We start from the raw sequence: 15,767 nt of genomic DNA, 5'->3' as shown, positions 1-15,767 counted from the left end.
GTGATGAATCATATGATGGAGGAGGGTTCCGGGCGCACGAGACAAAGGCAAGTTCGAAGAACGTACGGGTTTCTTATAGCTCTGTTGCTGATTGTGATCTGGATTCTGGTCATCTGGTCCATGTCGACCCAATCCTCTCAGCAGCAGGACATTCAGCCCTGGCTTCATAAATGGTCCCAGAAAGTGCAGATTGGCTTCGTACTTCCTGATATTCAATTCACATATGGGGAGTATGAGTATTCACTAAAGCAAAGGCCGTATGATTTTGCAGAGTTCATCTTTCGCAAAAGTGCTCATCTATTTGTATACGCTGTGCTCGCCATGCTTGTGTATGGCGGGCTGCGATACAGGAGAATCCGCATCATGACTTGTATTGTAGCTGCTCTGGCTGTGGTATTTATCATCGCATCCATTGATGAGTATATTCAGCAGTTCAGCCCGGATCGGACAAGCTCGATACGTGATGTTGGATTGGACTTGCTTGGTGGTTGCTGTGGGATTGCCGTATATGCATGGCTTCTGTCCATCACCCGCAGGATCAGAAAGGGAAGGTGTGATTCAGTTCACGATAAGTGATTTCCCAGGAAATGCTGCCTTCAGAACCCGCTTCTAGCTTCTACTTGTCTGCTATCCATCATAAGTATGGAGTAGGACAAGGAGGACTGGACATGATGCGAAGAAGGAACCGGAATGCTTTGCTCAAAAAGATCGGCTTCATCGCGATCATTGTATTATTGCTGTGGTTGATTGCCAGAACCATTCCGTATCTGTTTCAGGCAGATACATCGGATGAAGCTGCTGCTGTTGCCGAAGAGTTTTACAAATATGAGCAGACGGGTGACTTCGGCAGTTCATGGGAACTTTTTCACCCCCTGATGAAAGAGCGGTTTCCCAAGAGTGCTTACGTACAGAACAGAGCACATATATTTATGCAGCACTTTGGCGTGGAAACGTTTGAGTTGGAGATGGAAAAGCCGGAGCACGAGTTCGATGTAACCGTGATCGATGGTGTTAAGCCATTTTCTGAAGTCTACAGAATCCGGGTCACCCAGAAGTACTCAGGTACCTTTGGCCAATTCGATATTGTGCAGACCTGTTATCTGGTAGAGGATGGCGATGAGTGGACCTTACTCTGGTATTATCCAAATCAGAAAAATGAGGATACCTCGCAGGTCGACAATAGTGACTGATCAGGAAATAATATTAACCCATACATTGAACCGAATTGTATCATTTACCTAACATGAGGCTCTGTAAATGCGAGACTTTTGTCGCATTTATGGAGCTTTTTTTGTGTTTTGCTTGTTTTTATGGCTGTAAAGCCTTGACATTAGTCCCGGTGTCAAGTAAATTACGAGATAGATACAAAATGTATCAATTTTCAGCGTCTAACGACAAATAACAAGGACTTCTAAGCTCCTTGTGAGGGGAAGGAAAATCATTGATCGAAACGGGCCGCTTTTACTGTGTCAGTTGTGGGATGATTGTGTCGGTCACTAGAAGCTCTGTCGAAATGAAGGAAGAGGGCAATGGAGGCAATCACGTATTTCGCACCGGATTCTACCGGAGTGAAATGCCGCTTGGATGCTGTGAAGCGTGTGTAGTTGAAGCGAAATGTCAGGGGAAATCCCAGTTTGCGGGACAATATACTAAAGATTATGATACACTATGTTCATATGAGAAACGGGCATGAGTTATGTGCTCGTCCATGAAGGAGGGGATTGAATGCAGCAGGAGCCGGTCGTCCGGATTCAGAGCGTCAGCAAAATCATATCCTCCCGATCATTGGTCAGCGACCTGACTCTGGATATTTCTCCGGGGCAGGTTTTTGGTTTTTTAGGACCTAATGGCGCGGGGAAAACAACAACGATTCGGATGATGGTTGGACTGATGTCCATCAGTAAAGGTGACATTTTCATCTCGGGACACAGTGTGAAGAATGAATTTGAGAAGGCGGTAGCCCAGGTAGGAGCTATTGTAGAAAATCCGGAAATGTACAAGTTTCTGACCGGGTACCAGAATCTCGTTCACTTTGCCCGCATGTCGCCGGGAGTTACGAAAGAACGTATTGCGGAAACGATTGAGCGTGTGGGGCTTGCGGCCCGTATTCACGATAAGGTCAAAACCTATTCACTGGGCATGCGCCAGCGTCTGGGGGTCGCGCAAGCGATATTACATAAACCGAAGCTGCTTGTACTGGATGAGCCGACCAATGGTCTGGACCCACAGGGTATACGGGAACTGAGAGATTATTTGCGTCAGCTCACCCAAGAGGAAGGTATTACGGTCTTTGTATCCAGTCATTTATTGTCGGAGATGGAGCTGATGTGTGATACGGTGGCCATCATCCAGAACGGCAAGTTGATCGATGTAAGAAACCTTCGGGCTGAAGCAGGTTCGGATGCATTAATCGAAGTTGCTTTTGAGCTGAATGATGCTGACCGCGCTGCGGATCTGATTCAGGGTGCTGTCGTACAGGGCAATGTCCTGGTGATGCGGGTGTCTCGTGAGCAGATTCCGGATATCAATGCCAAGCTGGTTAGCGAAGGGTTTCAGGTATACGGTATTCGTAACGTGACTCACACCCTAGAAGAACAATTCTTGCAAGTAACTGGGGGTGGAGGCATTGGGTAGTTTTGGTAATCTGATATTGAATGAGAATATGAAAATATTCCGTCGTCCCCGTACCTGGATCATGTTATCGATTCTGGCGCTGATCTCGCTATTAATGCCAGTGTTACTGCGAGAAGGCATGGGGTCCAATGAGGTTTTGTACTGGGAAGCGGCTGTAACGACCATCCAGATTACGTTTTTCCTGAACACGATCTTCTGTGTTGTGATTGCAGCGGAATCGGTCGCGGGCGAATTTACCTGGGGAACCATTAAGTTATTGCTGATCCGTCCATGGTCACGAAGCAAAGTTCTTGCTTCCAAATATCTGACCGTCGTTGGCTTCAGTATTGTCAGTACATTGCTAATCATCGCGATGGCCATGCTAACGTCTTATATCCTTTTCTCGCATGATGCTCCGGGAGGAAGCAGTAGTCCAGCTACGAATGCTCTGACTTTATGGGGATACTTGTATGTTGATCTGTTCATTACGCTTGCGATTGCCTTTATGGTGTCCTCCGTATTTCGTTCAGGTGCGCTTGCGATTGGATTATCCCTGTTCATTATGTTCTCACAGAGTATCTTCTCACTCATATTCAATCCGGTCCGTTATGAGTGGGCCAAGTATGTTCTATTCAACAACATGGATCTTAGCAAATACATGACCTCCGGGGCGGATTTTGCGCTAATGGGTGGTCCGAGTGCAGGAATGACACTGGGTTTCTCCATTGCAGTTCTGGCGGTGTATTACGTTATTTTCATGGTGATTTCCTGGGTTGTATTCAGCAAAAGAGATGTGGCAGGCTAACGCCTGCTTCTTTTTTTTGTTCCAATGTTGTTTTGGAAAGAAAAAAAAGTGTATATTGAGCATCGCCTGTGGCATGACTGTCATTTAAGGGTACTTATAAATGACTAGATATACATATGAACGCCGCAGTCACTTTGGCAGAGCAGCGCAAGGAGGGATCACGTTTCTTGATAAATAACAAGTTCTACCGCATATGCACAGCGATTATTCTGCTGCTGCTCATCGTGTATCTGGGGGAAAAAGTGAACTTTATTTTCAGCCCCCTGACCTCACTGATTCACATCATCATCATTCCGCTGCTGATTGCTGGTTTCTTCTATTATCTGCTGCGCCCGCTTGTTGATTATATGGAAAGGCATAAGATCAAACGTGCATTGTCAGTTCTGATTATTTATGTCGTAATTGCATTAATCCTTGCAGGTTTTAGTGTGCTTGTATGGCCTTCCCTGCGTGAACAATTGATGAATTTTGTAGACAATGCTCCAGCGTTGGTTACTTCACTCAGTGATCAGTTGAATGCACTTGAAAAGAGCAATGTTGTTTCCAGATACCTGCCGGATGATTCCAATCTATTCTCACGATTATCCGATGTTCTGAGCCAAGGAATCACTCAGGTAACCGATTATGTCTCCGGGTTATTCTCCGTGGTATCCAATCTGGTTATTATTCTGGCAACGTTCCCGATTATGTTGTATTACATGCTCAAGGAAGGCAGCAAATTTGGAACGAATCTGACGTTGTTGTTGCCTAGGCATTATCGAAAGGATGGGGAAGAAACCGTCCATGAGATCGATGAAGCACTAAGCAACTATATTGTTGGCCGGGTTATTGTTAATGTAGCCTTGGGGATTCTGATGTACATCGGTTTTCTCATTTTAGGTTTGCCTTACGCATTGCTGCTGACTGTTGTATCCATTATTCTGAACTTCATCCCTTATGTGGGTGCTTTGCTGGCAGCTATTCCGGTTGTCATTGTTGCGTTTATCGAATCACCTTCGATGGCGATCTGGTCACTGGTCATCATTGTAATCGCACAGCAAATTCAGGATAACCTGATCTCACCTTATGTCTATGGCAAACAGCTCGATATTCATCCACTGACTACCGTTATCCTTTTGCTCGTGGGTGCTGACCTGGGAAATATCTTGGGTATGATCATCGTGATTCCCCTATATATGATTCTGAAAATTATAGTTCGCAAAATCCATTATCGGATTGTTGAAGATAAGACTGAAACTTAAATGGAGTTTGAAATATAACGCTGTCATGTGCCACTACTAATGTTTGTTATTGAATCACATCGATAAGCTCAACAGGATAAGCAGCATATCAATGGTGAAGGGTCAGGTAAGTTTGCCCTCGCCATTGGTATGCGGCTTTTTTTCATACATATTGCTCACTCATGTTATAACTGTTATACTTGATATATAACAGATAACAAAAAGAAGGTGAACCCTTGATTATTCAACTGGATATGCAATCCGAACTTCCCATCTATTCGCAACTTGTTTATCAAATTATTGAAGGTATTGCTAGTGGTGAGTTACAGCTAGGTGAGGCGTTACCTTCGGTTCGGAATTTGGCCGCAGATATCGGTGTTAACCTTCACACCGTCAACAAGGCTTATACATTACTCAAGCAAGATGGATACATTCTGGTTCATAGACAAAAGGGAGTTGTAGTGAACCCTGATGGAATGCCTGGTTTAACGGATGATTTTTTGAAAAAGCAGCAAAGCGAATTCAGACCGATTATTGCCGAAGCGATCTGTCGTGGAATGACCAAAGAGGAACTATCTGCGGTGTTAGACCAAATATATGATGATGTGAAGATGGGTCACAACAGAGAATAACGAATCAAGGGAGTGTGTTATGTATGCAACTATTTAGTATATTACCTATCATTTTAATCTTTGCTCCATTAGCCGTACTTCTATCCTTTACACCATATCTGACAAGGGAAACCATTAGCTTTGGGGTTACGGTAAGTCAATATAATTACTACACACCTATCTTACGTAAGCTAAGAAGTACGTTTGCTACAGTAAGTCTGATCGGAAACGGGATGATTATACTTGTCTGGCTGTATTTACTCCGATCTGCTAATGAAGATTCTACCGCAATGATTACCGCTGTTAGCACAATGATATTCATTGTGTACTGGGCAGCACTACACATATTATTTCATTTCAAGATGAAAAAGATAAAAGGATCACTTACAACTGTAGAAACACCTCAAAGAGTGAAAATCGATACCACCTTCCGCCAAAATAAACTCACCTATTCCAACTATTGGTTTCTCATTCACATTGCGATTATTGTTGCCATTGCGATCATTTCGATCCTGAATTATAAGGCACTACCTAACGTCATTCCAATAAAATATGATCTTCAAGGCCATGTCACTTCCAGTGTGCCTAAAACTTACCTCTCGGTACTGGCTATTAATCTTGTACAGCTAGGAATCATTGCACTTATGATGATGGTTAACTGGAGTATTAAATCAAGCAAACAACAGCTTACTACGTCTAATCCGGGCCAATTTGCTACTGAAAATATTCAATTCCGCCGTAAATGGTCCCTATTTACGCTTGTAACAGGCTTACTTCTTACCATCTTATTTGCCTTCATTCAGATCAATATGTTCGTCCCTAATCTGGTCTTGTTAACAGCTATTAGCTTCATCACGCCTGTAGTGATCGTGTTAGGTGTTGTATGGCTGTCTCTCACAGGCAGACAAGGCGGTGGGAAGATTCGTAATCAACAAGAGGATCACGAACGATCTAAGGAGCAGCCTGTGAATGACGATGATTATTGGAAGCTTGGGTTTATTTACTTCAATGCCAATGATCCTTCTTTAACCATAGAAAAGCGTTATGGAATAGGCTGGACAATTAACTTCGCTCGTCCACTATCTTGGGTCCTGTTGTTATTCATCATTGCTATTGTTGTTATAAGTATAGTCCTGAGCCAATAAATGCTCATAATTCTATGCATATAATAGATGAAATTAATTATTAGGAGGAGTTATTACAATGAACAATTGGAAAAAGCTATTACTTTCTCTTACTTTCGTAGGTCTCATCCTTCCGGTAACATCCATCTCAGAAGCTGCTGAAAAATCAACTGGTAGTGAAAATCTTGTTCCTATTCGTGAGATTGCAGAAAAGAATGGGGCAGAGGTATCTTGGCAACAAAAGACAGGAGAAATCACAATACGAAAAAGTGAGCTTACGATTGTAGTTAAGGTAGGAGAGAAACAGGCGATGGTGAATGGTCAAGCCATATCCTTAAACAATCCTGTTCAGTTAACGAAAGGAATTACCTATATGGATGGGGCATTTCTTTCCGAGACGCTGAAGGCAGCACCTGAGGATATATTCATTTCCCATATTCGTGAGGGCGATGGCAAGGAGGCTGCCAAGTATGTTCATACCTCTGTGAGTGGAGTATTGTCACCCACGTTGTTGAGTCAGCTGTGGGGAGCTTTAGAAGGACAAAATGGCAAAATTACAAGTGAAGCCATAGCTAAGCATGTAGAAAATAATACCGTGCATCGCAATGTTACCTATACGTTCAAAACAGAGCTAACTCGTTTAAATATTACGGTCAGAATGAATCATAACGGACTTGTGGATGATTTGCATATTGCCGCCGCTACGCCAGATGTGTATCAAAAACCAAGCTACGACGACCCATCTACCTATACAGAACAAGACATTACGGTTGGTCAGGGTGATTTAGCTTTGCCAGGGACATTAACTTTGCCCAAGGGAGAGGGACCTTTCCCGGTTGTCATTCTGGTACACGGATCTGGGCCTAGCAATCAAGATGCTGCCATTGGTGGTGCAAAGCCGTTTCGCGATCTTGCGGTAGGTTTAGCTTCACAAGGAGTTGCTGTATTAAGATACGATAAGGTCACATATGAGCATACCTATAAGGTGGCTTCACAGCCTAAATTCACATTAAAACAAGAGAGTGTAGATCAGGTAAACGATGCAGTGGAATTGCTTAAAAAGAATACACATATTGATTCTACAGCGATTTTTGTAGCTGGACATAGTCAAGGCGGGTTTGCAATGCCGTTAATCATTGCTGAGGATAAACAACATGATATTGCAGGAAGTATTTTACTTGCTGCACCAAGTAGTAGCTTTGTGGATGTGCTTACTGAGCAGCAGGACGAATTGGTAGAGCGGATGAAGCAGCTTGGTTTAGACACGGATGTCATTCAAGGGCAAGCTGATTTTTATAAAAATGTGGCTGCGATGGTTAAAGATCCAAAATATTCTATAGATCATCTTCCTGAGGCGTTTCCACTTCAACCTGCTTATTGGTGGTTTGAGCAGAGAGATTATGTGCCTGCGGAATTGGCTAAAACACAAAATACACCTATGCTTGTTATACAAGGCGAAAACGATGTGCAAGTGTCTATGAATCAATTCCAAACCTGGAAATCGTCTCTTCAAGGTCATTCCAATGTAACGTACAATAGCTATCCAAAGGTAAATCATCTTTTATCCAGCTATGATGGACTTTCGATCGGTCAAGAGTACGCTGAGCCATCTAATGTCTCCAAAGCCATTATCGATGATATTGCGAAGTGGGTATTAAAATCAAACTAAAAACGGGAGTTCCATTCTTGGGTTGAATGATAACTTGGAGAAGTGACGGATGGGGCGAGATATAAGTAAGAGGAGCACTTACCAAAATAGGCAAGTGCTCCTCTTCTTATTTATAAATTGGCTTTATTTAGACCAATTGGACTCTTTCTCGTCTTCTTCGGTGTAGTCAGACATGGTTAGTGGTTCCTTGGGAACAACGGCCACTTTGTAGAACCGATTTTTGTCTTTTTCCAGCAAAACAAAGATTAGATTCTCGAACTCATATTCTTCCTGTTCGTTCATCTCGGGACGATGGCTGTAGAGCCATCCACCAATGGTGTCCCACTCATCTGCATCCAGGCTTGACATAAACATGTCGTTCACCTTCGATAAGGAAACCTTACCATCCATAATGACATAGTTCTCGTTGATGACTTGAATATCTTCCACTTCGTCTGCGTCGAACTCGTCGCGAATCTCACCAACAATCTGCTCAAGTACATCCTCGATGGTTACAATTCCGGAAGTTCCGCCATATTCATCGACCAGCACGGCGATATGTACGCCATCCTTCTGCATTTTCTTGAGCAAGTCCTTCACAGGAGTTGTTTCGTGAACAGCCGATACAGGCTGGATCAGGGAGGATAGATCGACAGGTTCATCGTTTCCGTAAAGTTCCAGGAAGAATTGTTTCGTATTAATGATACCGATGATATCGTCTTTGCTCTCATTAACTACCGGAAAACGGGTATATTGTTCTTCTCGAATGATCTCCAGGTTTTCCTCGTTTGTTCTATTCACATAAAGGCAGACCATATCGGTCCGGGGTACCATGATTTCTTTGGCTAACATCTCATCAAAGGCAAAGATCCGGCTTACATAACCGAACTCGGCTTGGTTGATTTTACCACTTTCAAAGCTTTCATTAATAATGATCTGCAACTCTTCTTCGGAGTGTGCATCTTCATGCTCGGAAGCAGGTTTGATTCCGAACAGTTTCACCAGTTGGTTCGCTGAGCCGTTTAACAGCCAGATAAAAGGATACATAATTCGGTTAAACCAGATGATAGGTGTAGACGTCAGCAGTGCAACAGTCTCGGCTTTCCGGATTGCAATCGTTTTTGGAGCGAGTTCACCAACCACAACATGCAGATACGTGATAGAAGCAAACGCGATAACAAACGATAAGAATGAAGAAACCGCCTCAGGAATTTGCATGCTTTCAAACACAGGGTGGAGAATCTTCTCTACCGTTGGTTCACCCAGCCAGCCCAGTCCCAGAGATGTGATCGTGATTCCAAGCTGGCAGGCGGACAAATAGCCATCCAGATTGGCAACGGCTTGTTTAACAGCCAGCGCACGCTTGTTTCCTTCTGCAATCATTTGGTCGATCCGGCTCGGTCTAACCCGTACCAGAGCGAATTCCACTGCAACAAAAAACGCCGAAAGTCCTATCAAAATCGCAACCAATACTAAATTTAACGCATACCTCTCACTGTCCATTCACTACTGTTCTCCTTTAAGTAATAAGTTTTTAACGATTATTATATCTAATTTTACGTAAGAAGACCACCTCCAGACATAGAAATGAGGAAGAGTCTGGAAAGTGAAATGAGCAGATTGGCGTCACAATGCGAATCTGCTCCATCATTAAACTGATATGTAGAAGGTAACACAGTCAGAATATACAATGAACAAAGTAGAAATTTGAATTTCCAGAATCAAGTATTCTGTCTGCTTATGTAAAGTTTTATCTAAGTAAACGTTACGAATAGGGGGTACATTGGGTATCTATGATTAGCTGATTACATAATCGTCAAAGCTGTGTAGGTGAGAGAAGGGCAAGGTCATGAAGCTTGCCACTTGAGGAGGAAGCCAAATGTTCTGGCTGGTCATTATATTACTCGTATTTATTTTCCAGGCAGCCACAATTCTATTGCTGGAATTTCGTAATCCGGCTAAAGCTGTGGCTTGGCTGTTTATTTTGTTCTGCGTGCCTTTGATCGGTTTTGTAGTGTACTATTTCGTAGCGCAGGATTATAACAAACGAAAAAAACTTCGCAAGGGTGGATCGCGGATCTTCCGTGAAATGAAGGAAACGATCTGGGAACAAGCTCATATCATTGGAGATGTCGAACATATGCCTGGCGATCGTTTCAGCCACCAGCATCGATTGTTTAACCTGTTATCCCATCTGTCGGAGAGCCCGATTACAGGTTGTAACCACAGTACGGTGCTCACAAATGGTGAAGAGGCATTTGCGGCAATGCTGAGGGAAATGGAAAAAGCAAAGCACCATCTGCATGTGGAATTTTATATTTTCCGTGATGATGTGATCAGTACGAAGTTTCAGGATGTCATGATTCGCAAGGCACAGGAGGGCGTGAAGGTTCGGTTTATTTGTGATGGTCTCGGCAGTCACAAGATGAGCTGGAGTTTTATCCGCAAACTGCAGGATGCAGGTGTGGAGTTTCATTATTTTCTCCCGCCACTGATTGCAACAATTGACCGAAGAGTCAATTACCGGAATCACCGTAAAATTGTTGTTGTGGATGGACAGGTTGGCTTCGTGGGTGGCATTAATGTAGGCGATGATTACCTGGGACAATATCCGGAGGTGGGTTTCTGGCGGGATACACATGTGCAGATCGAGGGAGATGCCGTATATTTCCTGCAAAGTACATTCCTTAACGACTGGAAATTGGCTTCCGGTGAGCGAATTACCGAACCCCAGCTTGCGGAATTGTTTCCACCTCATATCTGTAGCGGGGAAGAACGAATTCAGATTCTGGCCAGTGGGCCGGATCAGGACTGGGATGCCATTCAGGAAATGTGTTTTGGGGCCATTTCGGTAGCCTGTGACCGGATTTACATTACCACACCTTATTTTATTCCTGATCCTGCCCTGTATGAGGCACTCAAAACAGCTGCTGTCAGTGGCGTTGATGTGAAAATTATCATTCCGTATCAATCTGATTCAAAGCTTGTTCATTTGGCATCCCTTTCATATGTAGAGGAACTTCTGCGAGCAGGTGTTGAGTTCTTCCAATATCGCAAAGGTTTTGTACATGCCAAAGTGATGATTGTGGATGAGTTGCTTGCAACGGTAGGCACGGCCAATATGGATATGCGCAGTTTTTTTTGCAATTTTGAGTTGACGGCTGTCCTGTTCGAGTCCTCTCCGATTCGTCGTTTGATCACTGACTTTGAACGTGATCTCGGGGAATGCAGTCAGATCAATGGGGAGGTATTTCAGAGGCGTTCACGACGGCAAAAAGGCGCTGAAATGCTTTCTCGGATGCTTTCTCCGCTTCTTTAGCCGATTTAGGGCAGATTTCTGAAGATAAGTTCACTTTTTGTGAATTTATCTTCTTTTTGCTAAGTATTTTGCGCAAATTTGATCTTTTATGATATAATAGATATATAAATTATGTCTTGGTGTAGGAAGGGAGTCTGAGGGAAAACAGGCTCCCTTTTGCTCTCTTCTGAAAGTGCAAACCGGGATGAAGACCATTTTGAATCCATTTTATATCGCCTTTAGATGCTTGTGCTTGTATAGCCAGGGTACATGTAGAACGCAGTTTTCTGTTTTCTAGATGTAGATTCACCCTGAGTATTTAAATGATTTATAAAATGGATTCACACACTGATTTAACGGGGGGGATACCATGTCCAATGTAACGGTGAAAGAACTAACAGCCAAGCCAGCTGACCGCGGGGTCAAAAGCTCGGTGTTTACATTAAAGCTGCTGCAACGTATTGTGATGATTCTGATTGGTGCTGCACTAATGGCTGTATCACTTGAAATATTCCTTGTGCCCAATGGCGTAATTGATGGTGGGATTACAGGTATTTCGATTATGGTGTCAGAGCTAACGCATCTGCCACTCGGAGTATTCCTGACCTTGCTCAACTTGCCATTCCTGATTCTGGGATACAAGCAGATTGGTAAAACATTTGCGTTATCCACATTGCTGGGGATCGTGGTGATGTCCATCGGGACTGCGTTGTTGCACCATGTTCCCGCATTAACACCAGGAGAGCCATTGCTCGGAGCCGTATTCGGCGGATTGATCCTGGGTGTGGGGGTTGGACTCGTTATCCGTTCTGGTGGTTCACTGGATGGTACGGAGATTGTCGCCATCCTGCTGAGTGAGAAATCACCGTTGTCTGTAGGACAGATCGTATTGTTCATTAACGTGTTTATTTTCGCAGGTGCAGGATTTGTATTCGGCTGGCCGAACGCCCTGTATTCCATGATTGCATATTATATTGCGATGAAGATGATTGATATTGTGAATGAGGGACTTGACCAGTCCAAATCGGTATGGATCATTAGTGAGAAGTATCGTGATATCGGTTCTGCCCTGACAGACCGTCTCGGTCGTGGTGTAACTTTCCTGGATGGAGAGGGCGGATTCAGCGGGGACGAGAAAAAGATCATCTTTGTCGTAATCACCCGTCTGGAAGAAGCAAAGCTGAAGACCATCGTTGAAGATTGGGACCCGCAAGCCTTTGTGGCGATCGGTAACATTCATGACGTGAAGGGCGGACGTTTCAAGAAAAAAGGTATCCATTAGCGATTTATATAGACGCATGAATGATAATAGCCGACTCCCTTGTGATAAGGGGGGCGGCTATTTTTTCTTCAAATGTTTGAGAATGAGCTCTACCGGTTGGGGTTCAACAGCTGCGATTAAATCACCGGTTTGGTTCAAGCGTTCAATAATGTTCATCAGATGGTAATCCTGGATGGAGACGTTGCTTTTAACCTCATCCCAGGTAAGTGGCGTGGAGACAGTGGCCCCTGCTTTGGCACGTGGTGTATAGGGAGCGGCAAGGGTCTTGCCTCCATAATGCTGAAGATAGTCAAAATAAATGCGGTCCCCACGGTCCTTTTTAAGTCGTTCCAGTGTGAATAGATCCGGGTGTTTCTGAGTCACATATTTGCCAACAAAATAACCGATATCCCGTAGTTCATCAAAGGTAACGCCTTGCACTATCGGAACAATAATCTGAACTCCTGTTGCCCCTGAAGTTTTGGGGATGGATCTCAGACCAAGGGAAGTCAGGGTTTCGCCAACGATGAGTGCAGCTTGCATAATCCGGGGTTCATGCTCCTGAGAGGGGTCCAGATCAATCATCCATTCACTGGGCAGATGGCTTCCCACAGCATGAAGAGAAGGATGAAATTCAAGGGCAGCAAGATTGCCAAGCCACAACAATTCAGGCAGTCCGTTCATAACGACATAACGAATGCCGTCATGTAATTCAGTCCGAACATAATCCGGGACAGGTTCAGGGGCATTCTTTTGATAGAAAAATGTCCCTCCAGCCCCGTGGGGGTATCTTATGGTGGTGAGTAGTCGATTGCTTGTATATGTGAGCAGATACGGAGCCAGAGCGGCCAGCTTTTGCAGATAGATGGCTTTGGTAACACCCGCTTCCGGCCACAACAGCTTGTCCGGGTTCGTGACCGTCAGCTCTGCGCCTTCTATTATGATGGTTCCCTGGATCTTGGGGGCCATACGGAACACCTCCTATACGTAATCAATTGTGGACCTACTCATTGAAGAAGCTGGTTCGCCAGGCAATCCTCACGGGTTACATCCGCGAAGGTCTGAATACTGGGATGCCGTAGTGTGCGATGATGTGTCAGTTCCATATATTGCACTTTGACACCTATTCGTGGTTCGACCCAAGTGGTCTCCGCACTGCGCTCAGGTATATTATGGAATGGTCTGTCCTGTCTAATCAGAGGCTCAACTTGGTGGGTGAGTTCACGCCAAGTATTGGAGTTCAGCTTGCCAGTCCCGACATGACCAATATAGACAAAGTTAGGCCCATCATATACACCAACCGCGACGGCGTTCACAATACCGCTTCGGTAGGTGACTCCTCCGATCATGGCATATACATCATGCATGATTTTGACTTTCTGCCAGCGCTGGTCCTTACCCTGTATGCCATAACTGCTGGTGAGATCCTTGCAGACAATGCCTTCCATCTGATGTTGTCTCATGACCGTAAGCAGGGAAGCGGCATCAAGCGTATTGGTGGCCTCCTGAACATGGGGAGCGGTGTTAAGGACCTCGTGCAACAGGCGCTGTCGATCTGCCAAAGGCTGCTCCGTCACCCATTTCCCCTCATAGAACAGGATATCAAATACCATATATGTGACCGGAATCTGATGTATGGCTTGGGCGATACCTTCGGGTCTGCTCATCCGATCCCGCCGAAGAACATGATAAAACGAAGGTTTTCCGGTGTCTGGGTCCAGCGCAATAACTTCTCCATCCAAAATATAAGAGGAGCCTGAACATAAATTGCGTGGTGTTACCAGCTCGGGATACTGTGCGGTCCGATCATGTAATCTGCGATTCACCAGGCGCAGCTCATGCCCGTCCTCATAGGCAAGCATGCGGACTCCATCCCACTTGACCTGGGCAATCCATTGCGGTCCTGTTGGTAAGGTATCTCTGGAGATGGGTTCGAATGGAATCAACGGTTTGAACATGGGGTACTCCTTTCTTGTCCGGAGCATTAGAGAAACGAACGCCCTAAACATCATGCATCTTTTCGATCTCCATATTTTTTGAATTTAACTTGTCGGAGTAGTCGTTAGGATGCACTAATATGGACGGTCTTATAAAAAGCGAATGAAAAAGCGAATGAAAAAGCCCGGGTATCCGATCTCTCTGTGATGTGGAGAAATCAGGTACTCGGGCTTGTGTTATGAAATTATCCATAATGATCGTGTGTGTCCTAACAAAATCAATTGGCAGCGGTTAGACGTACACGGATGTTCTGTGGGTCAACCGTAAACCAGGTACCCTCCACTTGTGTAACGACTGCACCGGAATGACGCAATTGTTCAAGTGCCTGATCCAATTGTTCCTTTGTGGCGTACACAATGGTGAAGTAGTCAATTCCTGTAGCGTTATCCGGATTGACAGGTGCATTCACTCCTGCCCAGATATTAAGTCCCAGATGGTGATGATAACCGCCAGCGGATACAAATAGTGCTGACATGTTGGCGAAGTTGCCCACGATATCAAAACCAAGTATGCCGGTGTAATAGTTGCGGGCTTCTTCCAGGCTGCGGACGTGGAAATGTACATGACCAATAACGGTGCCAGCAGGCAGACCCTGCCAAGGTTCATTCTCCGAGATGGCAAACAAGCTTTCCACATCAACAGGATCACTTGCCATCACGTAGTTATTGTCGCTATCCCGTTTCCAGGTATCACGTGCACGGTCGGCATAGATCTCAATCCCGTTCTGATCGGGATCGGAGATATAGAAGGCTTCGCTGACCAAGTGATCGCCTTGGCCGATATCGATGCCGGATGCAGCCAGATTACGAAGAGCAAGACCCAGGGACTTGCGGTCAGGCAGCAGGATGGCGAAATGATACAAGCCAGCGTGTGAGCGTTCCGGCAGGGTAATTCCATCCGTGAGCTCTTCCAATCGCAGCAGGGACTGTTTTCCGTCGGCTGTCAACGTGGCCACTTTGCCACTACGCTCCAGTAATTTTAATCCAACCACATCGGTATAGAACTTAATTGAACGGTCTAGGTTCATAATTCGCAGACTCACTTCACCCAGATGGGTTGTGGCAGGGATTTGATACGTTGTATTCATGATGGTTTCCTCCTGAGAATAGATAATATGGGTTCTCGTTTGATTGTGTATATGGTTGAAAACGGATTATTAAATTGCATACTGTTGAAACAAAATTACAGG

At 44.7% G+C, this 15,767-nt stretch carries 15 protein-coding genes; 11 read left to right on the top strand and 4 right to left on the bottom strand.

Features of this window, described 5'->3' with window-relative positions; translation table 11 throughout:
• The first annotated feature begins 12 nt into the window (after positions 1–12).
• The 9 genes from AC6CIF_RS10435 (at position 13) to AC6CIF_RS10395 (ending at position 8,042) form a co-directional block, all read left to right on the top strand.
• A complete protein-coding gene (locus tag AC6CIF_RS10435) occupies positions 13–576 on the top strand; it encodes a VanZ family protein (protein ID WP_498199498.1) in 564 nt (187 codons plus the stop codon).
• Positions 577–668: 92 nt separating this feature from the next.
• Positions 669–1,190 carry a hypothetical protein gene (locus tag AC6CIF_RS10430; protein WP_498199496.1) on the top strand — a complete coding sequence of 174 codons (522 nt, stop codon included), beginning with the start codon at positions 669–671 and terminating at the stop codon, positions 1,188–1,190.
• Between the two features lie 251 nt (positions 1,191–1,441).
• The gene (locus AC6CIF_RS10425) at positions 1,442–1,693 is read left to right on the top strand and encodes a hypothetical protein (RefSeq protein ID WP_157116067.1); all 252 of its coding nucleotides are present in this window, start codon (positions 1,442–1,444) and stop codon (positions 1,691–1,693) included.
• 32 nt (positions 1,694–1,725) lie between these two features.
• Positions 1,726–2,634, top strand: coding sequence for an ABC transporter ATP-binding protein (locus tag AC6CIF_RS10420; RefSeq protein WP_498199494.1), 909 nt, complete (start codon positions 1,726–1,728; stop codon positions 2,632–2,634).
• Positions 2,627–3,418: an ABC transporter permease gene (locus AC6CIF_RS10415; RefSeq protein WP_036668933.1), complete on the top strand. Its 792-nt coding sequence runs from the start codon at positions 2,627–2,629 to the stop codon at positions 3,416–3,418. The genes AC6CIF_RS10420 and AC6CIF_RS10415 overlap by 8 nt, the downstream gene beginning before the upstream one ends.
• 167 nt (positions 3,419–3,585) lie before the next feature.
• The gene (locus AC6CIF_RS10410) at positions 3,586–4,659 is read left to right on the top strand and encodes an AI-2E family transporter (protein WP_498199492.1); all 1,074 of its coding nucleotides are present in this window, start codon (positions 3,586–3,588) and stop codon (positions 4,657–4,659) included.
• A gap of 215 nt (positions 4,660–4,874) precedes the next feature.
• Positions 4,875–5,270 (top strand): GntR family transcriptional regulator, encoded by a 396-nt coding sequence (locus tag AC6CIF_RS10405; RefSeq protein ID WP_498199490.1) that lies wholly within the window; start codon positions 4,875–4,877, stop codon positions 5,268–5,270.
• 23 nt (positions 5,271–5,293) lie between these two features.
• Positions 5,294–6,394 (top strand): DUF1648 domain-containing protein, encoded by a 1,101-nt coding sequence (locus AC6CIF_RS10400; protein WP_498199488.1) that lies wholly within the window; start codon positions 5,294–5,296, stop codon positions 6,392–6,394.
• Between the two features lie 58 nt (positions 6,395–6,452).
• Positions 6,453–8,042 carry an alpha/beta hydrolase family protein gene (locus AC6CIF_RS10395; protein WP_498199487.1) on the top strand — a complete coding sequence of 530 codons (1,590 nt, stop codon included), beginning with the start codon at positions 6,453–6,455 and terminating at the stop codon, positions 8,040–8,042.
• Positions 8,043–8,165: 123 nt separating this feature from the next.
• On the opposite strand, the gene AC6CIF_RS10390 is transcribed toward AC6CIF_RS10395, so the two are convergent.
• A complete protein-coding gene (locus AC6CIF_RS10390; RefSeq protein ID WP_498199485.1) occupies positions 8,166–9,524 on the bottom strand; it encodes a hemolysin family protein in 1,359 nt (452 codons plus the stop codon).
• A gap of 376 nt (positions 9,525–9,900) precedes the next feature.
• Between AC6CIF_RS10390 and cls the strand changes: the two genes are divergently transcribed.
• Entirely contained in the window at positions 9,901–11,340 is a 1,440-nt protein-coding gene (gene cls, locus AC6CIF_RS10385) for a cardiolipin synthase (RefSeq protein ID WP_498199483.1), read from the top strand.
• A 349-nt stretch (positions 11,341–11,689) separates the two neighbouring features.
• Complete coding sequence (locus AC6CIF_RS10380; RefSeq protein WP_498199481.1) at positions 11,690–12,601, top strand: YitT family protein; 912 nt, start codon at positions 11,690–11,692, stop codon at positions 12,599–12,601.
• A 57-nt stretch (positions 12,602–12,658) separates the two neighbouring features.
• Here the strand turns inward: AC6CIF_RS10380 and ligD are convergent, their stop codons facing one another.
• The 3 genes from ligD to AC6CIF_RS10365 form a co-directional block, all read right to left on the bottom strand.
• Positions 12,659–13,549, bottom strand: coding sequence for a non-homologous end-joining DNA ligase (gene ligD, locus AC6CIF_RS10375; RefSeq protein WP_498199480.1), 891 nt, complete (start codon positions 13,547–13,549; stop codon positions 12,659–12,661).
• 38 nt (positions 13,550–13,587) lie between these two features.
• Positions 13,588–14,538 (bottom strand): ATP-dependent DNA ligase, encoded by a 951-nt coding sequence (locus AC6CIF_RS10370; RefSeq protein WP_498199478.1) that lies wholly within the window; start codon positions 14,536–14,538, stop codon positions 13,588–13,590.
• 257 nt (positions 14,539–14,795) lie between these two features.
• Entirely contained in the window at positions 14,796–15,665 is an 870-nt protein-coding gene (locus tag AC6CIF_RS10365) for a VOC family protein (RefSeq protein ID WP_498199476.1), read from the bottom strand.
• Positions 15,666–15,767: the final 102 nt, after the last annotated feature.

The sequence above is a fragment of the Paenibacillus sp. GQ49 genome, assembly GCF_059759055.1.
Note: the sequence above shows the minus strand (reverse complement) of the source record. Positions and strands in the feature narration are given on the sequence as shown.